The 19794-nt window shown below is 59.1% G+C and carries 18 protein-coding genes and 1 pseudogene; 10 read left to right on the forward strand and 9 right to left on the reverse strand.

Features of this window, described 5'->3' with window-relative positions:
- Position 1: 1 nt before the first annotated feature.
- The 4 genes from HX823_RS10370 to yaaA all read right to left on the reverse strand — a co-directional run bounded on the left by HX823_RS10370 (position 2) and on the right by yaaA (position 5777).
- A complete protein-coding gene (locus tag HX823_RS10370; RefSeq protein WP_177074860.1) occupies positions 2–1168 on the reverse strand; it encodes an alginate biosynthesis protein Alg44 in 1167 nt (388 codons plus the stop codon).
- 48 nt (positions 1169–1216) lie between these two features.
- A complete protein-coding gene (gene alg8, locus HX823_RS10375; protein ID WP_161630253.1) occupies positions 1217–2698 on the reverse strand; it encodes a mannuronan synthase in 1482 nt (493 codons plus the stop codon).
- 83 nt (positions 2699–2781) lie between these two features.
- Positions 2782–4098 (reverse strand): nucleotide sugar dehydrogenase, encoded by a 1317-nt coding sequence (locus HX823_RS10380; protein ID WP_033899577.1) that lies wholly within the window; start codon positions 4096–4098, stop codon positions 2782–2784.
- 899 nt (positions 4099–4997) lie between these two features.
- A complete protein-coding gene (gene yaaA / locus HX823_RS10385; RefSeq protein ID WP_095014777.1) occupies positions 4998–5777 on the reverse strand; it encodes a peroxide stress protein YaaA in 780 nt (259 codons plus the stop codon).
- 120 nt (positions 5778–5897) lie between these two features.
- Between yaaA and HX823_RS10390 the strand changes: the two genes are divergently transcribed.
- From HX823_RS10390 to moaE, 5 genes are all read left to right on the forward strand, one after another.
- Positions 5898–7022, forward strand: coding sequence for a polysaccharide deacetylase family protein (locus tag HX823_RS10390; RefSeq protein WP_177074806.1), 1125 nt, complete (start codon positions 5898–5900; stop codon positions 7020–7022).
- 341 nt (positions 7023–7363) lie between these two features.
- Positions 7364–8758: a PhoH family protein gene (locus HX823_RS10395; protein WP_016978207.1), complete on the forward strand. Its 1395-nt coding sequence runs from the start codon at positions 7364–7366 to the stop codon at positions 8756–8758.
- Positions 8759–8846: 88 nt separating this feature from the next.
- A complete protein-coding gene (gene moaC, locus HX823_RS10400) occupies positions 8847–9320 on the forward strand; it encodes a cyclic pyranopterin monophosphate synthase MoaC (protein WP_177074807.1) in 474 nt (157 codons plus the stop codon).
- Positions 9317–9559 (forward strand): molybdopterin converting factor subunit 1, encoded by a 243-nt coding sequence (gene moaD, locus HX823_RS10405; RefSeq protein WP_033899587.1) that lies wholly within the window; start codon positions 9317–9319, stop codon positions 9557–9559. Before moaC ends, moaD begins: the two co-directional genes overlap by 4 nt.
- A gap of 2 nt (positions 9560–9561) precedes the next feature.
- On the forward strand, positions 9562–10011 hold the full coding sequence (gene moaE, locus HX823_RS10410) for a molybdopterin synthase catalytic subunit MoaE (RefSeq protein ID WP_177074808.1): 450 nt from the start codon (positions 9562–9564) through the stop codon (positions 10009–10011).
- A gap of 130 nt (positions 10012–10141) precedes the next feature.
- Here the strand turns inward: moaE and rhlB are convergent, their stop codons facing one another.
- Positions 10142–11596: an ATP-dependent RNA helicase RhlB gene (gene rhlB, locus HX823_RS10415; protein WP_371317953.1), complete on the reverse strand. Its 1455-nt coding sequence runs from the start codon at positions 11594–11596 to the stop codon at positions 10142–10144.
- Positions 11597–11692: 96 nt separating this feature from the next.
- Positions 11693–12349 carry an alpha/beta hydrolase gene (locus tag HX823_RS10420; RefSeq protein WP_038849971.1) on the reverse strand — a complete coding sequence of 219 codons (657 nt, stop codon included), beginning with the start codon at positions 12347–12349 and terminating at the stop codon, positions 11693–11695.
- Between the two features lie 346 nt (positions 12350–12695).
- Here HX823_RS10420 and HX823_RS10425 point away from each other — a divergent pair, with 346 nt between their 5' ends.
- From HX823_RS10425 to HX823_RS10440, 4 genes are all read left to right on the forward strand, one after another.
- Complete coding sequence (locus HX823_RS10425) at positions 12696–13727, forward strand: amino acid ABC transporter substrate-binding protein (protein ID WP_016978213.1); 1032 nt, start codon at positions 12696–12698, stop codon at positions 13725–13727.
- A 72-nt stretch (positions 13728–13799) separates the two neighbouring features.
- Entirely contained in the window at positions 13800–14981 is a 1182-nt protein-coding gene (locus tag HX823_RS10430) for an amino acid ABC transporter permease (RefSeq protein ID WP_038849972.1), read from the forward strand.
- Positions 14982–14991: 10 nt separating this feature from the next.
- Entirely contained in the window at positions 14992–16089 is a 1098-nt protein-coding gene (locus tag HX823_RS10435; protein ID WP_177074810.1) for an amino acid ABC transporter permease, read from the forward strand.
- An 11-nt stretch (positions 16090–16100) separates the two neighbouring features.
- Entirely contained in the window at positions 16101–16865 is a 765-nt protein-coding gene (locus HX823_RS10440) for an amino acid ABC transporter ATP-binding protein (protein ID WP_010444394.1), read from the forward strand.
- Positions 16866–16917: 52 nt separating this feature from the next.
- Here the strand turns inward: HX823_RS10440 and HX823_RS10445 are convergent, their stop codons facing one another.
- Positions 16918–17409, reverse strand: coding sequence for a type II toxin-antitoxin system MqsA family antitoxin (locus tag HX823_RS10445; RefSeq protein WP_038849976.1), 492 nt, complete (start codon positions 17407–17409; stop codon positions 16918–16920).
- A pseudogene (locus tag HX823_RS10450) lies at positions 17406–17717 on the reverse strand (type II toxin-antitoxin system MqsR family toxin). Before HX823_RS10450 ends, HX823_RS10445 begins: the two are co-directional and overlap by 4 nt.
- A 176-nt stretch (positions 17718–17893) precedes the next feature.
- Here HX823_RS10450 and HX823_RS10455 point away from each other — a divergent pair.
- Positions 17894–19147, forward strand: coding sequence for a CynX/NimT family MFS transporter (locus HX823_RS10455; protein WP_177074811.1), 1254 nt, complete (start codon positions 17894–17896; stop codon positions 19145–19147).
- On the opposite strand, the gene HX823_RS10460 is transcribed toward HX823_RS10455, so the two are convergent.
- Positions 19144–19767, reverse strand: a complete 624-nt coding sequence (locus HX823_RS10460) for a DUF1120 domain-containing protein (protein WP_177074812.1) — start codon at positions 19765–19767, stop codon at positions 19144–19146. The genes HX823_RS10455 and HX823_RS10460 overlap by 4 nt on opposite strands.
- Positions 19768–19794 lie beyond the last annotated feature (27 nt).

The following is a 19794-nucleotide window of genomic DNA, read 5'->3' on the forward strand; positions in this document are numbered from 1 at the left end:
ATTAAAGACCCGCAGCCATGGCTTTATCGATCAGCCAGTTCAGCGACGGACCACGGTCGCTGGTCACTTCTACCGGGCGACCGGCGTAGGTGCTGTCCAGCGGTGCGTCAGGCTTGATCTGCACGCGGATGTCGGAGGACAGGTCGGCGCTGTTCAGGCTGGTGCTGCTGACGATGGTGCCGGTGCGGATCTGTTCTTCATCGGCCACTTGGAAGCTCACCGGCGTGCCTGGGCGAACATCGGCGAACTGGCGATAGGTGAAGCGCGCTTCCACATTGGCCAGGCTGCCGCGGGGTACCAGTTGGAAGATCACGTCGCCTTTGTTGGCGTACTGACCGTCGGCGACCATTTGCTGGGCCACCACGCAGTCGCAAGGCGAAGTCAGGGTGCCGGTCATTTGCTTGCCGAACAGTTCTTCGACCTTGGCCGGTTGCAGTTGGTCTTCGTCCAGGTGGCCCTTGAGCACGTCGAGCATGCTGGTGCTGAAGGTGGCGAGCGGCGCGCCTTTGGCGGCGACCCCGTCACCTTTGAGCAGGCTTTGCACGGTGCCGTCGCGCGGCATGGTCACGTTCATGCCAGGTACGCTGACCAGGCCGGCCTGGGCGTGGCTGACGAAGTACATACCGTACACCGATTTGAAGATGAATCCGAACGCGGCCAGGCCGACGATGAAGATGCCTGCGCTGAACACCACGGCACGTAGACGGCCGGCGGCGGTCATGTTGCTGCCGCCGTCCTTGACCTTGCGCGCCTTGGTGAAGTTGTCGCGTTGCAGGGTCGCCAGCACGTCGCCCATGGTCACGATGTCGCCGGACAAGTGCGAAGTGATCAGGTGGCGCAGGGTAGAAATATCCTGGGGTTCAAGGTTCTGGAACTGGCAACCGGTGCGGCCGGTCTGGCGGTCGTAGGAGCGGATCTGCAGCTCCACGTCCATGGCCAGGCCCAGGTTATCGATCACGAATTGCAGGCGGCCCTTGTGCACTTCGCCGACGGTCAACGGCTGGGTCGAGGTGAAGGCCAGGCCACCGGCGGACAGGTCGATCACCCGGGCTTCGGTCGGCGTGCGGTCAGTGTTGAAGAAGCGCAGCTTGGCCGGGATTTTCACGCGGGCATGTTGGCGCTGAGCTTCGGATTCGTGGACAACGTTGACGTTTGCTTGGCTGTTCATGGTGTTCTGACTCATAGGTGTAGCTCCTAGTTAATTCAGGCTTGGCTGTCAGACCATCATCAGCAACACGGCGACGAAAATGCTGCCGGCGGAGAAGGTCATGGTCCGAGACGACCAGGTGTTGAACCAACGTTGAAAGCTGGCCAAATCGCGGGTCAGTTTGGTGTCCTGGCGGGTCCAGGACTGTTGATCAAGGCGGAAGAACACGTAGATCTTCACCAGCGCGCCCATGATCTGGTTGTAATAGAGAATCGCGGGGTAAGCCGGGCCGATGGTGTGGCCGGAGCACGACAGCAACAGGGTGAGAATCAGGCGGGTGATGCCGATCCACAGCAGATAGGCGAGGATGAACGCGCCGCCGTACTTGAAGGTGGCGATGATTGCCACGGTCAGACCGAGCAGGGAGGTCCACATCGACACGCGTTGGTCGAACAACACCACGCTGGTGAACAGACCCAGGCGGCGTACACCCAGGCCCAAGGCGCGGGAGTTCTGGCGCAGGTTGTTGCCGTACCAGCGGAACATCAGTTTGCGGCTGGCCTTGATGAAGCTCTTTTCCGGCGGGTGTTCCACGGTATGGATCGCCGCGTCCGGCACGTAGAACGTGTCGTAGCCCAGGCGCATCAGGCTGAACCAGCTGGACTTGTCGTCACCGGTGAGGAACTTGAAGCGGCCCAGGCGCCAGTGTTGCAGCGAGTCGCTTTCCACGTCGGCGATAAAGCCGGGGTCGGTGACCACGCTGGCACGGAACACCGACATACGACCGGTCATGGTCAGTACGCGCTTGGACAGGGCCATGGAGCACATGTTGATGTGGCGTTGGGCGAAGCGCAGTTTGTGCCACTCGCTCATGATGTAGCCGCCACGTACTTCACAGAATTCGTTGGTGGTGAGGCCGCCGACATTGCCGAACAATTGGAACCACGGCACGGTCTTGCGTACCACGCCTTCGGCGAGCACGGTGTCGCCGTCGATCACCGCAACGACTGCGCGGTCATCCGGCAGGTGGCGGGAGATGGCGCGGAAACCAAAGGCCAGGCCGTCGCGCTTGCCGGTACCGGCGATACGCACGAAGTCGAGCTTCACGTGTTCCGGCGGGTTCATGCGTTCCCACAGGCTTTTCACCAGCAGCTCATCGGACATTTCCACCAGCGAGCAGACCACGGTGGTCGGGAAGCCGCATTCGATGGCTTCACGGATCACCGAGCTGTAGACCTGTGCGGTGGTCAGCGCATCGATCCGGAAACTGGTGACCATCAGGAACACGTGGGACGGGTCGGCAGCCTTGCCCAGCTTGCGCACTTTGCGGCGCAGGTGCGGGTAGACCACGTACAGGAACAGCATGCCGCGAAAGAAATGCGTAGCACCCATCGAGTAGCGCCAGATGCCGACGGCGCCAATCAGGAAAATAAAATTCTTCGACTCGGAGTCGAACGTACTCGCCGGTAGCAGCAGGGCGAGTCCCATCAGCAGGCTGAGGAAGAACAGCCAGCCGGCGGATTGGAGCAATATGTGTTTTAACTTGGACATAAGCGTCATCCGAAGGTGAAGAAGGCTCCAGGCTGCCAGCGCTGGGGATTAGTACGCTGGCAGCTTGGAACTGGCCGTTGCTGTTACCAGCAAATGCCTTCGGTACGACCGCTCGTGCTGGTGGCCTTGGACATGAAGCCCACCAGGTCGATCACTTGCTTGCCGTGCGGTGCGTTCTGCGCCAGGGCACGGAATTTCTCATCGCGGTTGCCCAGGATGATCACGTCGGAGTTGTTGATCACGTCGTCGAAGTCCGAGTTGAGCAGGGACGACACGTGCGGGATCTTGCCTTCGATGTAGTCTTTGTTCGCGCCGTGGACACGGGCGTACTCGACGTTGCTGTCGTAGATGCTCAGGTCGTAGCCCTTGCCGATCAGCATTTCGGCCAGCTCGACCAATGGGCTTTCGCGCAGGTCATCGGTACCGGCCTTGAAGCTCAGGCCCAGCAGGGCGACTTTGCGCTTGTCGTGGCTGGACACGATGTCGAAGGCGTTCTGTACCTGGGATTCGTTGCTGCGCATCAGCGAGTTGAGCAGCGGCGCTTCCACGTCCAGGGAACCGGCACGGTAGGTGAGGGCGCGCACGTCTTTGGGCAGGCACGAACCACCGAAGGCGAAGCCTGGGCGCATGTAGTACTGGGACAGGTTGAGGGTTTTGTCCTGGCAGACCACTTCCATCACTTCACGACCATCGACGCCCACGGCCTTGGCGATGTTGCCGATCTCGTTGGCGAAGGTCACTTTGGTGGCGTGCCATACGTTGCAGGTGTACTTGATCATCTCGGCAACGGCGATGTCCTTGCGGATGATCGGCGCGTCGAGTTCTTCGTACAACGACTGCAGGACATCGCCGGAGGCTTTGTCGAATTCACCGATGACGGTCATCGGTGGCAGGTCGTAGTCGGCGATGGCGGTGGATTCACGCAGGAATTCCGGGTTGACCGCGACACCGAAGTCGACGCCGGCTTTTTTGCCCGAGCAGTCTTCGAGGATCGGGATCACCACGTTGGCCACGGTGCCTGGCAGCACGGTGCTGCGCACGACCACGGTGTGGCGGGTGGTTTTGTCACGCAGGACCAGGCCGATTTCGCGGCATACCGCTTCGATGTAATCCAGTTCCAGGTCGCCGTTTTTCTTGCTTGGCGTACCGACGCAGATCATCGACAGGTCGGTGTCGCGGATGGCTTCGGCGAAGTTGGTAGTACCGCGCAGCCGGCCGTTCTGAATACCCTGGCTCAACAGCTCGCCCAGACCGGGTTCAACGATTGGCGATTTGCCCGCATTGATCAGGTCAATCTTGTCCTTGGAGATGTCTACGCCCACCACTTCGTGGCCACGGGCAGACAGGCAACCGGCACACACTGCGCCAACGTAACCCAAACCAAATATGCTGATGCGCATCGCATTTACCTCTGTGTTAATCATGCCAATAATTGGCCGGAGTTCATGTTTGCAAGCGTCACTGATGCCACGAAAGTTGGGCGAATAGACGCCGACTTACCGCGTACAGGCATGTTAATTAGTGAGTGACTAACTATTGCACTCAAGTTGTGCGCAACTTGGCCTTGTTATTGGGGCTTGCCCTGAAATGCAGCCGGCCTTCCTGGGGGAAGGTGCCGACGCCAGTGCCGCAGGGTGCAGATAGAGGCTTAAAGCCTTTATTTATCAGTACCTTGGGTGTCATCACTGACACATTTAGGTAAGCGCTGCCTTGGCCTATAGGGGATAGCAATTCATCCTTATCGCCGCCCTCAACTCATATCAGTTGATGATGTGACCCATGAGTCAAAGTTGATGGGGCAACTTCGCTACTTCCTTGGGTCGTTATGTAAGTCATCTCTTACAGAAACAGAGAATTTCGTTACCGGTGGTATGAGCCGTGCGTTTAGACGAAGTTCCAGGCCGCTCATCCTGTTTCCGGAAATTTCTTGAAATATTAGGAAAGATGGCACTGGTATTATATTGATAGCACTTGCTATTTGGGCCAGTAGTTGTGGGGAGTTGGGCGAGGGAGATAGTTTTGTGCCACTAGTGTTTAAAAAAAGTGGTGCCACTACGAAAAAAAACGACGGATGTCGAGTGAAAGAATTGTTAGAGATGCATCAAGATATTTTTTGACGCCAAAAAAATGGCGATTCGGAAGTTGAAATGCAATCAAAACTGTGGGAGCGGGCTTGCTCGCGAATGCGGTGGATCAGAGAAGAATCTATCGACTGACACGCCGCATTCGCGAGCAAGTCGAATCGTCGCACCGCCGCTCCCACATTTGGATCTCATTGCCTTAAGAGGCGGGTTCGGCTTTATTCCGGTGCGTGATCGCGCAGGAACACCAGGTTATCCGGCTTCGACTGCTCCGCATTGAAGCGATAGCCCTGCACGTCGAATTCCTTCAGCTTGGCCGGGTCGTTGATACGTTCTTCGATCACAAAGCGGCTCATCATGCCCCGGGCTTTCTTGGCGTAGAAGCTGATGATCTTGTACTGGCCGTTCTTCAGGTCCTTGAACTCGGTGTTGATGATCCGCGCGTTCAGCGCCGTGCGCTTGACCGCCGAGAAGTACTCGTTGGAGGCCAGGTTCAGCAACACGTCATCGCCTTGTTCGGCCAGCGCTTCGTTAAGCCATTCGCTGATGCGCGTGCCCCAGAAGGCGTACAGGTCCTTGCCACGGGCGTTGGGCAGTTTGGTGCCCATTTCCAGGCGATACGGCATCATCAGGTCCAACGGGCGCAGCAGGCCGTAGAGGCCCGAGAGCATGCGCAGGTGGTCCTGGGCATAGGTGAAGTCGGCGTCGCTGAACGTCTCGGCATTCAGGCCGGTGTACACGTCGCCTTTGAAGGCCAGCAGCGCCTGCTTGGCGTTTTCCTGCGTGAACGCAGGCGTCCAGCTGCCGAAACGCGCGGCGTTGAGGCCGCCGATCTTGTCGGATACGTGCATCAACTCGCTGATTTGCGCCGGGCTGAACTCACGCAGTTGCTCGATCAGCTCCTGGGAATGGTCCAGGTACTGCGGCTGGGTAAAGCGCTGGGTCGCAGGCGCAGTCTCGAAATCGAGGGTCTTGGCGGGTGAAATCACCATCAGCATGAAGTCGTCTCCTGTAATCGTGGGAGGGATTCTAGGGGCTGGGGCGTTTTGACTCCACCTATGATGGCGATAGGCATGATCCGCTATGATGGCCGGTGACTCTGGAGAGGGAGACCCCGTGTGCGAATAGCACTTTTGTTGTCGGCTTGCCTGCTATGCCTGAATGCCCAGGCGGCGCCGATGGATGTGGCGAGCCTGGACCGTGGCACCTGGCCCGAAAAACTCGGCAGCCCGGCGCTGTTCGACGTGGCCTCACGCGCCGAAATCCTCATGTTCGCCCACAGCCTGCTGGCCAGCGAGAACCAGGATGACGCCGCGCTCAAGCAGCGCCTGGGCCTGAAGATCATCAACCTGTCCGCCATCGACGACCTGCGTCGCCAACTCTGGCAGCGCCTGCTGGAGAATTACACGTTTGCCCAGCAGAGCTGCGAAGTCGACGCCTCGTTCTGCTATCTGGTAGAGAACATGGACGACCTGCGTGAGCAGGCCGGCAAGTTCGAGGTGAGCGAAGACTCATTCTATATAGGCTGGGCCAACCCCAGCCATGTGTTCCATGAACGTTATTTGGACGAGCTGCTGCGCAAGGCCGCGCTGTTCCCGCAGATCAGCAGCGAAGTCGCACGGTTCGGCGACCATGAGCGCAATGGCGATGAATTCAACGACCGCCTGTTCCTGCTCACCTTCGACGGCGGCCCCGCGCCCGTCAGTGGCAATACCGACTGGCTCACCGACTACCTGCGCAAGCAAAAGATGAACGCCACGTTCTTCGCCCTCGGCAGCAGCCTGCAAACCCGAGTCGAGCGCAGTTCGGTGGCCGATGTGCAGGCGTTGTACCAGGGCCAGTGCGTCGGCACCCAGGGCTGGCAGTACCGCTCACACAGCCATTGGGTGGACTGGCAGAGTTCCATCACCCGCAGTGCGTCACTGGCGCAAAACCTGATGCCGGAAAACTACGTGCCGCTGTTCCGTCCGCCCTATGGTCAACGTCGTGCAGACAGCCAGGGTTTTTTCCAAGCCCAAGGCTTGCAGGTGGCACTGTGGGACATCGATTCCCAGGACGAACCGGGCAAGCTCAAGGCCGATGAATCGGCGCAACGGGTGCTGACCTTGATGCTGCTGTGGCGCAAAGGGGTGATTGTGTTTCACGACACCCAGGACAAGGCGCGGGTGGCTTTACCCATGCTGTTGCAGGCGACGGCGCAGAGTGGGCTGGGTTGGCAGGACTGCCGGGAGGCGTTTCGCTGAAATGCCCGTTCCTGTTGGGGATGAGGCGTTTTTGGGGTGATTTTGTGCGACATTTCGAAGCAGGCGGACTTCCGACTTTAGCGGGGTACGGGGTACTCGGCTAGTGCTATTCGTCATCCTGAAAAATAAACTTCAAAAAAGCGTCAAAGTGCTTTTTTCTGTCACACGTTTTGCGGTATTACGAAGTCAGATCGCCGAAACCTGCAGCACAGGTGGCGTCTTCCAAGACTCCTCAGGTGGGCACTGCGCTTGACGTCACTTAAGGTGCAGTCGGTGGTCGAATCGAGGCGCAGCACCGCCCAGGTATTGCGTCGACTGGCTCCCACAAAAGGTGACCGAGTATGGATGATCATGGACGTAACCCTTCTTCCGACCAGCCAATCCTTTATGTGCTTGATACCAACGTATTGATCCACGATCCAAACGCACTGCTCAACTTCGAAGAACACCACGTCGCCATCCCGATGATCGTGCTTGAGGAGCTCGACAAACTCAAAAGCGGGCACCACAGCGTTGCCGCCGAATGTCGCCAGGCCATCCGCCTGATCGACAAGACATTGGGCGAAGCGTCGCCGGAGGACGTCGAAGTCGGCGTACCGATCCAGCGCGGCAAAGGCGGGCCCAAGGGCTTGCTGTCGATTCTGATGAGCAAGCGCAGCGAGCCCAACAGCCTGCTGCCGGAGAATCTGAACGACAACAAAATCATCAACCAATTGATCGACCTGCACGCCCGCGACAAGGACCTGCGCGTAGTGCTGGTGACCAAAGACATCAATATGCGCCTCAAGGCCCGAGCGTGTGGGATCGCGGCCGAGGACTACAGTACCGACCAACTGGTCGACGACGTGTCGATGCTGTCCCGTGGCTATCACATGATCACTGGCTCGTTCTGGGATCGCGTCAGCAAGGTCGAAACCCGCCAGGACCATGGCCGTACCTGGCACCAGGTGCAGCTGATCGAAAATCTGCCCGCGGTGCATATCAATGAATTCATCGTCGACGAACAGGGCTTCGTGGGCTGGATCAAAGAGATCCAGGTCGACAAGCTGCTGATCCTCGACCTGCATCAGGAACCCCTGTTGCACCAGGAAGCCTGGGGCCTGAAACCGCGTGATATCTACCAGAGCCTGGCGCTGTACGCGCTGCTCGACCCGGACATCCACTTGGTCAACCTGACCGGTGCTGCCGGTTCCGGCAAGACCATCCTCGCCCTGGCTGCCGCCATCGAGCAGACCATGGTGACCAAACGCTATCGCCGCATCATCGCCACCCGCAGCGTGCAGGGCCTGGACCAGGAAATCGGCTTCCTGCCCGGCACCGAAGCGGAAAAAATGGAACCGTGGCTGGGGGCGATCACCGACAACCTCGAAGCCTTGCACATGGATGACGAAAACACCCATGGCAGCGTCGACTACATCCTCAGCAAAGTGCCGTTGCAGTTCAAATCCCTCAACTACATCCGAGGTCGCAGCTTCCAGCAGAGCCTGATTTTGATCGATGAATGCCAGAACCTGACCCCGCACCAGATGAAAACCATCATCACCCGTGCCGGCGCTGGTTCCAAAGTGGTGTGCCTGGGCAACCTGGCACAGATCGACACCCCTTACCTGTCCGCGACCAGCTCCGGGCTGACCTACCTGACGGAACGCTTCAAAGACTTCCCGAACGGCGTGCACATTGCGCTGCAAGGGGTTCCACGTTCGATCCTGGCTGAATACGCCGAATCCCATCTGTAACCACAGCCACAGTGGGAGCTGGGAAGCCAGCTCCCACATTTATTGTGTGTAAGGTTTACAATCGCTGCTCCTGATCAGGAGTATCCCTGTGCTGACTCATCTCGATTCCCAAGGTCGCGCCCACATGGTCGACGTCACCGACAAGTCCGTGACGTTCCGTGAAGCGGTGGCCGAAGCCCGGGTGCGAATGCTGCCCGAGACCCTGCAAATGATTGTCGACGGCGCCCACCCCAAGGGCGACGTATTTGCCGTGGCCCGCATCGCCGGGATCCAGGCGGCGAAAAAAACCAGTGACTTGATCCCCCTGTGCCACCCGTTGATGTTGACGGGCGTCAAAGTCGAACTGAGCGCCGATGGCGCAGACTCGGTGCACATCCTGGCGCGCTGCAAACTCTCCGGCCAGACCGGCGTGGAGATGGAAGCCCTGACCGCCGCCAGCGTCGCAGCATTGACCATCTACGACATGTGCAAGGCGGTGGATCGCGGCATGACCATCGAAAGCGTTCGCCTGCTGGAAAAGCTGGGCGGCAAGAGCGGGCACTTCAAGGCGGACCAGGCATGAGCATCAACGTATTGTTTTTTGCGCGTTACGCCGAGGCGGTGGGGTTTGACTCGCTGGAGATGGAGGGCGATTTCGCCACTGTCGACGCTGTACGCCTGGCGTTGGCCAGTGACCCGGAGTTTGCCGTACTCAACGAGACCAGCCTGATGTGCGCGCGCAACGAAGAGTTGTGCGGCCTCGATGAGCCAGTGCAGGCGGGTGACGAAGTGGCGTTCTTCCCACCGGTGACCGGAGGCTGAGCATGGCCATTCGAGTGCAGGTCCAGGCGTTTGATCCGGGTTTTGAGGTGAATGCCATGCACGCGGCCAATGTGGGCGTGGGCGCGGTGGTGAGTTTTGTCGGGTACGTGCGCGACTTCAACGATGGCCGCGACGTGTCGGGGATGTTCCTGGAACACTACCCCGGCATGACCGAAAAAGCCCTGGCCAAGATCGCTGTGGAAGCCGAGCAGCGCTGGCCGTTGCTCAAGCTGGAAGTGCTGCACCGCATTGGCGCCCTGGAGCCGGGTGAGCCGATTGTGTTTGTGGCGGCGGCCAGTGCTCATCGGCAGGCGGCGTTTGATGCGTGTGCGTTTGTGATGGACTACTTGAAGACGCGTGCGCCGTTCTGGAAGAAGGAAAATACCAGTGAGGGGCCGCGTTGGGTGGAGGGGCGCAGTAGCGATCACGCCGCAGCGGACCGCTGGAAGTAGCTGGCTAAACGCAAAACCCAATGTGGGAGCGGGCTTGCTCGCGAATGCGCAGTGTCAGTCAATGAATCTGGTACTGATACACCGCATTCGCGAGCAAGCCCGCTCCCACATTTTTTACCGCATCCCAGCTTTAGGGGCGTTTACGCTCAACAGCCCGCAACAAATGCGTCGGCGGCGTCTCGCAGCTGATCTTGCGCCCCAACAACGCTTCGATCGACGGCAACTGATACGAGTCATCTTCCCCAGCAAAACTGATCGACACACCCGCAGCCCCAGCGCGGCCGGTACGGCCAATCCGGTGCACATAATCATCCGGCACTTCCGGCAGGGTGAAGTTGATCACGTGGCTGATGCCGTCGATGTGAATCCCACGCCCGGCCACATCGGTGGCCACCAGCACACGAATCTTGCCTTCGCGGAAACCTTCCAGCGTCTTGATGCGCTTATGCTGCGGCACATCGCCCGACAGTTGCGCAGCGTTCACCCCGTCCCGCACCAAGCGCTCTTCGATGCGGCGCACTTCGTCCTTGCGGTTGGCGAACACCATCACGCGCTCCCAACCGTTGTCGTTGACCAGGTTGTAGAGCAGCTTGTACTTGTCGGCACCGGCCACGGCGTAGATGTGTTGCTCGACGTTTTCGCTGGCGACGTTTTCCGCTTCGATCTCGACGATGGACGGGTCGGTGGTCCACTGCTTGGCGAGGTTCATCACGTCTTCGGTGAAGGTTGCGGAAAACAACAGGGTCTGACGCTCGGATTTCGGCGGGGTCTGGCGAATGATCTGACGCACTTGTGGGATGAAGCCCATGTCGAGCATGCGGTCGGCTTCGTCCAGCACCATCACTTCGACCATGTCCAGGTGCACGTCGCCGCGCTGGTTGAAGTCCAGCAGGCGGCCCGGTGTCGCCACCAGGATGTCGCAGTGACGGGCTTCGAGGTGCTTGAGCTGCTTGTCGAAGTCCATGCCACCGACGAACGTCATGACGTTGAGGCCGGTGTACTTGGTCAGGTCGGCGGCGTCCTTGGCGATCTGCACCACCAGCTCGCGGGTCGGGGCGATGATCAGCGCGCGCGGTTCACCCATGTAGCGCTCTTTCGGTGGCGGCGTCTGCAGCAACTGGGTGATGATCGAGATCAGGAACGCGGCGGTCTTGCCGGTGCCGGTCTGGGCACGGCCGATGGCGTCTTTGCCGGCCAGGGTGAAGCCCAGCACCTGCGCCTGGATCGGCGTGCAGTACGGGAAACCCAGGTCCTGGATGGCATGCATCAGTTCCGGGGCCAGTTTGAAGTCGTGGAAGCGGGTCTTGCCTTCCTGGGGCTCGACGACGAAGTCTTCGAGTTTCCAAGGAATCACGGGCGGTTTGGGCGCACGTTCGCGGCGTGGCTTGGGGGCCGGTGCGGCTTCTGTTGCCGGTTCAGGCGCGGTCACCGTAGGCGTCGACGGCTGGGCGACAGGCGCAGCTCGCTCGGGCTGTTTACCGTCATTGCGGCTGCCGGCAGTAGGGACAGGAGCAGTGGGAACAGGCGCGAGCGGCTCGGCCTCGCTTTTGCCGAACATCTTCTTGAGTGCTTCGAGCACGGTGATCTCATTAATTGGTTAAGGAATGTACGCCGGCCAGTGTAATGCAAGAATCGGGCGCGGCGTAGTGCGTCTGTCATACGGCTACATAAACCGTGGTTTTCAGCCCAGGCGAGCGGTCAACCAGGCACCGATATCACGTATCTCCTCGGGTAACACTTCGTGGCCCATTGGGTATTCCTGCCATGTCACGGTGACACCACGGGTCTTCAGATGCTCGTAGGCGCTGCGGCCCATGGCGTTTTGCACCACGTCGTCGTATTGACCGTGCAGGCACAGCGTCGGAATACGCTGCTGACTGGCGGATAATTCGAGTTCATCACCGAAGGTCGGCGCATAAGTGGAGAGGGCGATCACGCCACCCAGCGGGCCTTCCCAATTCAGGAATGCGGTGTGGAAAACCACGGCGCCGCCTTGGGAGAAACCGGCGAGGAAAATGCGCGACGCGTCTATTCCGGTTCTCTTCTGCGCTTCGATCAAATCCGTGACCATTTTGGCTGAGACTTCCAGCTCTTCCAGGCTGATGGAGCGCGCGGGGCTCATGGCCTTGATGTCGTACCAACTGGGCATCTCGTAGCCACCGTTGATCGTCACCGGACGGGTCGGTGCCTGGGGCAAAACGAAACGGGTGGTCAGCAAGCTTTCCTGCAGCGCTTCGGCCACCGGCAGGAAGTCGTAGCGATCGGCACCCAGGCCATGCAACCAGATGACGCAGGCGTCTGCGGGCTTGGCGGGCTGAAGAATCAAGGGGTCGGTCATGTCTGCTCCATTAATGTGCGCGCGCTCCGATTAAGTGCGACGGAACGGTGCGCGACAGGTTGATCTGTTAAGAAGATGTCGCACGGTTGAATCTTTTTCTATTGACCGTGGGCTGAATCGGCTCAGCCGACACTCTGGTACGCGCCTTGCTATGTGTTGAACGATGTCAGCGCTATCTCGGGACGGTAACACTATCAGTGACTGCCGCCTGTGGGATAGCAACTGGAATTACTGCGACAACTTCATGCCGCTTGACCCTAAAAAAAGCCAACACGGGTCGATATCGCCTCATAAGGGTGCGCTGAGGTTCGAGCTCCGACACAACAAGAGCAAACTGGAGGTTTGAATGAAGGTATTGAAATCCACCCTGGCCATCGTCACTGCGGCGGCTGTACTGGGTGTCAGCGGTTTCGCCCAAGCCGGCGCCACCCTGGATGCCGTGCAGAAGAAAGGCTTTGTGCAATGTGGCGTGAGCGACGGCCTGCCGGGTTTCTCGGTGCCGGATGCCAGCGGCAAGATCCTCGGGATCGATGCTGACGTGTGTCGCGCTGTGGCCGCTGCCGTTTTCGGCGACGCGACCAAGGTCAAATTCAGCCAGTTGAACGCCAAGGAGCGTTTCACCGCGCTTCAGTCGGGCGAAGTCGACATCCTGTCCCGTAACACCACCATGACCAGCTCCCGCGATGCCGGCATGGGCCTGAAATTCCCAGGCTTCATCACTTACTACGACGGCATCGGCTTCCTGGTAAACAACAAGCTGGGCGTGAAAAGTGCCAAGGAACTGGACGGTGCAACCATCTGCATCCAGGCCGGTACCACCACTGAGCTGAACGTTTCCGACTACTTCCGCGGCAACAACCTGAAATACACCCCGATCACCTTCGACACCTCCGACGAAAGCGCCAAATCGCTGGAATCCGGGCGCTGCGACGTGCTGACCTCCGACAAGTCCCAACTGTTCGCCCAGCGCAGCAAGCTGGCCGCGCCGAAGGACTACGTGGTTCTGCCGGAAACCATTTCCAAAGAGCCATTGGGCCCAGTCGTGCGTAACGGCGACGACGAGTGGCTGGCCATCGTGCGCTGGGTTGGCTACGCCATGCTCAACGCTGAAGAAGCCGGTATCACCTCGAAAAACGTTGAAGCTGAAGCCAAGTCCACCAAGAACCCGGACGTTGCGCGTCTGCTCGGTGCCGACGGCGAATACGGCAAAGACCTGAAAGTGAAGAAAGACTGGGTTGTACAGATCGTCAAGCAAGTCGGTAACTACGGTGAAGTGTTCGAGCGCAACCTGGGCAAGAGCACCCCGCTGGAAATCGACCGTGGCCTGAACGCGCTGTGGAACAACGGCGGCATTCAATACGCACCCCCTGTGCGCTGATCGCTGATGGTTCTGTCACCCGGTGGGCCAACCGCCGGGTGATGTTCTGTTCCATTATTTTCGGGGCATTTCATGCAAAAACAAATCGGCGCACCCAAGCAGAAGCTCAGCTTCAGCGACCCTAAAGTGCGTGCGTGGCTCTTCCAGATCATCACGATTGTGGCGGTGGTCTCGCTGGGCTGGTACCTCTTCCACAATACCCAGACCAACATGCAACACCGAGGCATCACCTCGGGTTTCGACTTTCTTGAACGCAGTGCCGGGTTTGGCATCGCGCAGCATTTGATCGACTACACCGAATCGGACAGCTATGCCCGAGTCTTTGTGATCGGATTGCTCAATACCTTGCTGGTGAGCTTTATCGGCGTAATCCTGGCAACAGTGCTCGGGTTCATCATTGGCGTGGCGCGATTGTCGCCGAATTGGATGATCAACAAGCTCGCCACCGTGTATGTGGAAGTGTTCCGCAACATCCCGCCGCTGCTGCAGATCCTGTTCTGGTATTTCGCAGTGTTTTTGACCATGCCGTTGCCGCGCAACAGCCATAACTTTGCCGACACGTTCTTTATGAGCGCTCGGGGCTTGAATATGCCGGCCGCGCTGGCGGCTGAAGGTTTTTGGCCGTTTGTGGTCAGCGTTGTCGTGGCGATCGTGGCGATCGTGCTGATGGCGCGTTGGGCCAACAAGCGTTTTGAGGCCACCGGCGTACCGTTCCATAAATTCTGGGCGGGCCTGGCGTTGTTCATCGTGATCCCCACGTTGTGCGCGTTGGTGTTCGGTGCACCCCTGCACTGGGAAATGCCTAAGTTACAAGGTTTCAACTTTGTCGGCGGCTGGGTATTGATCCCCGAACTGCTGGCGCTGACCCTTGCGCTGACCGTCTACACGGCTGCGTTTATCGCTGAGATCGTGCGCTCGGGTATTCAATCGGTGAGCCACGGCCAGACCGAAGCCGCACGCTCCCTGGGCCTGCGCCCGGGGCCGACGCTGCGTAAGGTCATCATCCCGCAGGCCCTGCGGGTGATCATTCCGCCGCTGACCAGCCAATACCTTAACCTGGCGAAAAACTCATCGCTGGCCGCCGGTATTGGTTACCCGGAGATGGTTTCGTTGTTTGCCGGCACGGTGCTCAACCAGACTGGCCAGTCGATTGAAGTCATTGCCATCACCATGAGCGTGTACCTGGCGATCAGCATCAGTATTTCCCTGCTGATGAACTGGTACAACAAGCGCATTGCGCTGATTGAGCGGTGAGGAAACACCCATGAGTACGCATACTTTCAAACCTGACATGCCGCCTCCGGCCAAGGTATTCGGCCCGATGGCATGGATGCGCGCCAATCTGTTTTCCAGTTGGCTCAACACCCTGCTGACGTTGCTGGCGATCTACCTGGTCTATTTGGTGGTACCGCCGCTTTTGCAGTGGGCCATTTTCGACGCGAACTGGATCGGCACCACCCAAGCCGATTGCACCAAGGAGGGCGCCTGCTGGGTGTTTATCCAACAGCGCTTCGGGCAGTTCATGTACGGCTATTACCCGGTCGACCTGCGCTGGCGCGTGGACCTCACCGTGTGGCTGGCGATTGTCGGCGCAGCGCCGTTGTTCATTTCGCGCTTCCAGCGCAAGGCCGTTTATGGCCTGAGCTTCCTCGTGCTGTATCCGATCATCGCGTTCTTCCTGTTGCACGGCGGCATCCTTGGCCTGGCCAACGTGCCTACCAACCAATGGGGCGGCTTGATGCTGACCCTGGTCATCGCCACTGTCGGCATCGCCGGTGCATTGCCGCTGGGCATCGTACTGGCGTTGGGGCGACGGTCGAACATGCCGGCGATTCGTGTGCTCTGCGTGACCTTCATCGAGTTCTGGCGAGGCGTACCGTTGATCACCGTGCTGTTCATGGCGTCGGTGATGCTGCCGTTGTTTCTGCCCGAAGGCATGAACTTCGACAAGCTGCTGCGTGCACTGATCGGCGTGATCCTGTTCCAATCGGCCTATGTGGCCGAAGTGGTGCGCGGCGGCTTGCAGGCGATTCCCAAAGGCCAATACGAAGCGGCTGCTGCGATGGGCCTGGGCTACTGGCGTTCGATGGGCCTGGTGATTTTGCCGCAAGCCCTGAAGCTGGTGATCCCCGGCATCGTCAACACCTTCATTGCGCTGTTCAAGGACACGAGCCTTGTGATCATCATCGGCCTGTTCGACCTGCTCAACAGCGTCAAGCAAGCCGCCGCCGATCCTAAATGGTTGGGCATGGCCACCGAAGGCTACGTGTTCGCGGCCCTGGTGTTCTGGATTTTCTGTTTTGGTATGTCGCGCTATTCCATTCATTTGGAACACAAGCTCGACACTGGCCACAAGCGTTAGGAGTTGTTGTTATGAGCGAAGCGATCAAACAGCCTGTGAGCCCTGAAGGCATTATCCAGATGCAGGGCGTCAACAAGTGGTACGGCCAGTTCCACGTGTTGAAAGACATCAACCTCAACGTCAAGCAGGGCGAGCGTATCGTGCTGTGCGGCCCGTCGGGTTCGGGCAAGTCCACCACCATCCGCTGCCTCAACCGCCTGGAAGAACACCAGCAAGGCCGCATCGTAGTGGACGGCGTGGAACTGACCAACGACCTCAAGCAGATCGAAGCGATCCGTCGTGAAGTCGGCATGGTGTTCCAGCACTTCAACCTGTTCCCGCACCTGACCATCCTGCAGAACTGCACGCTGGCGCCGATGTGGGTGCGCAAGATGCCCAAGCGCAAGGCCGAGGAAATCGCCATGCACTATCTGGAGCGTGTGCGTATTCCGGAGCAGGCCCACAAGTTTCCGGGGCAACTGTCCGGCGGCCAGCAACAGCGTGTGGCGATTGCCCGTGCGCTGTGCATGAAACCGAAAATCATGCTGTTCGACGAGCCGACCTCGGCACTCGACCCGGAAATGGTCAAGGAAGTACTCGACACCATGATCGGCCTGGCCGAAGACGGCATGACCATGTTGTGCGTGACCCATGAAATGGGCTTTGCGCGCACCGTGGCCAACCGCGTGATCTTCATGGACAAGGGCGAGATCGTCGAACAGGCGGCGCCGAATGACTTCTTCGACAACCCGCAGAATGAGCGGACCAAGTTGTTCTTGAGCCAGATTTTGCATTGATCGAGGGTTGAACAAACAAACCCGGCCCTGTGCCGGGTTTGTTTTTTTGGGGCTAGGACGCTTTGAGTGCTTCTGCGTCGTTGTCCACGATGTAGGTGAAGGCGCCACGCATGTCAGCGCCTTCGGCTAAGACTTCTGCATCCGCCAGCAAATGCGGGTGACGATCCAATAGCCGCATCAGTAATACCAGCGGCTTGGGGGGAAGAAGCTCGCCACGTTCGTAGCGAGAGAAGGCGTTGTGGCCGCCACCGGACAGCAATTTCACCGCCTCTTTTTGGGTAAGGTGCAATTTGCGGCGGATACGTTTCATCTCCGCGCCAATCATCTTTTGGGCAGCTATGACGAGTTCATCGCCTGCTTCTCCATAACGGTCCGCACTATCGGTATCAGGGTCCCAAAAGCCGTCGCCGCATACGTGACATTCCCAGCCAGAAAGATTGTCTACCCGGCGCTCCATACCTTTGACCCTGATTGTTTCACTACGGCCCTCAAAATAATGCAACGCGTCGGGGGCGCCACAGATGTAGCAATTTTTTACCTTCATAGGTTCTTCTCCTTGAAGGAGATCACCGGAGGGTCACCGTCCGGAGAGTAAGTGACCTTGATGTAAATCTCCCTATCTTTTGAGTGCGTGTGATACACGTCCTGCTAAATTTGATGGTCCCTATGAGTGGTCATCGACTTGTACAACATCCAGTTTTGTAACTCATAGATGGCATGCTGCATCTCCTTGATACTGAAGTGGAGTTCCCGGCCGCACCGTTGTGCTGTCTGGGTAAACGCTCTCCTGCCAAGCCGCCTCACATCCGCCTTTATCACCGCCAAATCGTAATGAGGTGTGTACTTTTCCATAAGACACCTGAGTCCAATAATTACCCTCAGAGGGTAATTTTACCAATCGAAAATACTGCTCCTTTTCCTGCCTAAGAACCCTAGTGCGTTGCTCTTGTAGGCACGTCCGAATAGGCTGTGGGACTTTTCAACCAGCGATCAGGGCAAACGCCCATCCCTCTGCCGGCAGTGGATCAATGACCTCCGAAACCAAACTTGAAGAACTCTTGATCGACGCCGAAGCCGACGACGATGTGATTCAGCACGCCCAGCCGGTGGTGAGTCGCCCATGGCTGCTGATCATGGGCCTGATCCTGGTGGCGATGAACCTGCGCCCGGCGCTGTCGAGCCTGTCGCCGTTGCTCAACGACGTGTCGGCCAGTTTGGGACTGTCGGCCGCCAAGGCCGGTTTGCTGACCACCTTGCCGGTGCTGTGCCTGGGGCTGTTCGCGCCGCTAGCGCCGATCCTCGCGCGGCGTTTTGGGGCGGAGCGGGTGGTGTTGGGGATTCTGCTGACGCTGGCCGCAGGCATCATCCTGCGCAGTTCTTTTGGCGAGGCGGGGTTGTTCGCCGGCAGCCTGATCGCGGGTGCCAGCATCGGCATCATTGGCGTGTTGCTGCCCGGCATCGTCAAGCGCGACTTCGCCAAACAGGCCGGCACCATGACCGGCGTGTACACCATGGCGCTGTGCCTGGGCGCAGCGCTGGCGGCGGGGGCGACAGTGCCGTTGAGTCACTACTTCGGTGACAGCTGGACCCTCGGCCTGGGCTTCTGGATCATGCCCGCGCTGTTGGCGGCACTGTTCTGGTTGCCGCAAACCAGGCAGAAACACGGCGTCCATCAAGTCGCCTACCGCGTGAAAGGCTTACTGCGCGATCCACTGGCCTGGCAAGTCACCCTGTACATGGGCCTGCAATCATCCCTGGCCTATATCGTGTTTGGCTGGGTGCCGTCGATTTTGATCAGTCGCGGCTTGAGCGCTACCGAAGCCGGGTTGGCGCTTTCGGGTTCGATCATCGTGCAATTGCTCAGTGCGCTGACAGCGCCGTGGTTGGCCACCCGCGGCAAAGACCAGCGCCTGGCCATTGTGGTGGTGATGCTGCTCACCCTCGGCGGGCTGTTTGGCTGCCTGTTTGCGCCGCTGGAAGGGCTGTGGGGCTGGGCGATTCTGCTGGGGCTGGGCCAGGGCGGTACGTTCAGCCTGGCGCTGACCCTGATCGTGCTGCGCTCGCGTGACTCCCACGTGGCCGCCAACCTGTCGGGCATGGCCCAGGGCATCGGCTACACGTTGGCGTCCATGGGCCCATTGGCGGTGGGCGTGCTGCATGATTGGACCGGTGGCTGGGGAGCCACCGGCTGGGTGTTCGGCGTGATCGGCCTGGGCGCGATCATCGCCGGGTTGGGGGCTGGCCGTGCCCGGTATGTCGGGGTGACCAGCGAGAGGGTTTAGAGGTAGCGCACGGTCAGGGTGATGGAGCCGTCGATGGGCACTTCTTCGGTCAGTGTCAGGCCTTGGGCAGGCGCGATAGCTGGCCAGATGGTGATGTTGGCGGTAAGCACCTGAAACGGCATGGGTACCGGGGGGGAAACTTTGTAGGTAGATGAAAGGCTGCCCGGTTTGAATGTGCCGCCATTGGCCCACGTCAAGCCACCATCCCTCGAATGGATACCGTAGGCTGTGCTGCCGTCAGCGATGTGACCTTTGAGTGATGTGTATAAGAAGCCCAGTTTCTGCGTGCCGTTGATCAGCCCTAGCCCAAATGTCTCTTCGCCATTGTCCCAATAGGATGACCCTGCACGGTTGTCCGTTGACTCGATCGCCATCAGTGTGGCCGCTTCGCAAGTGACGGTCATTTGCGTGGTTTGCTCGGGAAGATCCGTCTGAATATCGCGCGACAAATCTTTGCTGGAAATCTTACCCAGGTCAAAGGCGCCGCCGTTGTCCAGGCTCAGCTCGCAGGCGCTGGGTGTAATCGAACCCTTGACGCTCAAGTCGACAGTGGACGCGGCGACGGCATGGCCGGCGCTCGCCAACAGTGCGGCGATCAGAAGGTTGCGGGTAATGCTCATGGTGTTGCTCCTACAGGGTTGGGGGAA

It is taken from the genome of Pseudomonas sp. P7759 (assembly GCF_013386445.1).
In the GTDB taxonomy this organism is placed as follows: domain Bacteria; phylum Pseudomonadota; class Gammaproteobacteria; order Pseudomonadales; family Pseudomonadaceae; genus Aquipseudomonas; species Aquipseudomonas azotoformans_A.

Excerpts from the sequence above, each read along its gene's own strand:
- HX823_RS10370 (WP_177074860.1), bottom strand. The coding sequence starts at position 1,168 with ATGAACAGCCAAGCAAACGTCAACGTTGTCCACGAATCCGAAGCTCAG.
- alg8 (WP_161630253.1), bottom strand. The coding sequence starts at position 2,698 with ATGTCCAAGTTAAAACACATATTGCTCCAATCCGCCGGCTGGCTGTTC.
- HX823_RS10380 (WP_033899577.1), bottom strand. The coding sequence starts at position 4,098 with ATGCGCATCAGCATATTTGGTTTGGGTTACGTTGGCGCAGTGTGTGCC.
- yaaA (WP_095014777.1), bottom strand. The coding sequence starts at position 5,777 with ATGCTGATGGTGATTTCACCCGCCAAGACCCTCGATTTCGAGACTGCG.
- HX823_RS10395 (WP_016978207.1), top strand. The coding sequence starts at position 7,364 with ATGGATGATCATGGACGTAACCCTTCTTCCGACCAGCCAATCCTTTAT.
- moaD (WP_033899587.1), top strand. The coding sequence starts at position 9,317 with ATGAGCATCAACGTATTGTTTTTTGCGCGTTACGCCGAGGCGGTGGGG.
- moaE (WP_177074808.1), top strand. The coding sequence starts at position 9,562 with ATGGCCATTCGAGTGCAGGTCCAGGCGTTTGATCCGGGTTTTGAGGTG.
- HX823_RS10420 (WP_038849971.1), bottom strand. The coding sequence starts at position 12,349 with ATGACCGACCCCTTGATTCTTCAGCCCGCCAAGCCCGCAGACGCCTGC.
- HX823_RS10425 (WP_016978213.1), top strand. The coding sequence starts at position 12,696 with ATGAAGGTATTGAAATCCACCCTGGCCATCGTCACTGCGGCGGCTGTA.
- HX823_RS10430 (WP_038849972.1), top strand. The coding sequence starts at position 13,800 with ATGCAAAAACAAATCGGCGCACCCAAGCAGAAGCTCAGCTTCAGCGAC.
- HX823_RS10435 (WP_177074810.1), top strand. The coding sequence starts at position 14,992 with ATGAGTACGCATACTTTCAAACCTGACATGCCGCCTCCGGCCAAGGTA.
- HX823_RS10440 (WP_010444394.1), top strand. The coding sequence starts at position 16,101 with ATGAGCGAAGCGATCAAACAGCCTGTGAGCCCTGAAGGCATTATCCAG.
- HX823_RS10445 (WP_038849976.1), bottom strand. The coding sequence starts at position 17,409 with ATGAAGGTAAAAAATTGCTACATCTGTGGCGCCCCCGACGCGTTGCAT.
- HX823_RS10455 (WP_177074811.1), top strand. The coding sequence starts at position 17,894 with ATGACCTCCGAAACCAAACTTGAAGAACTCTTGATCGACGCCGAAGCC.
- HX823_RS10460 (WP_177074812.1), bottom strand. The coding sequence starts at position 19,767 with ATGAGCATTACCCGCAACCTTCTGATCGCCGCACTGTTGGCGAGCGCC.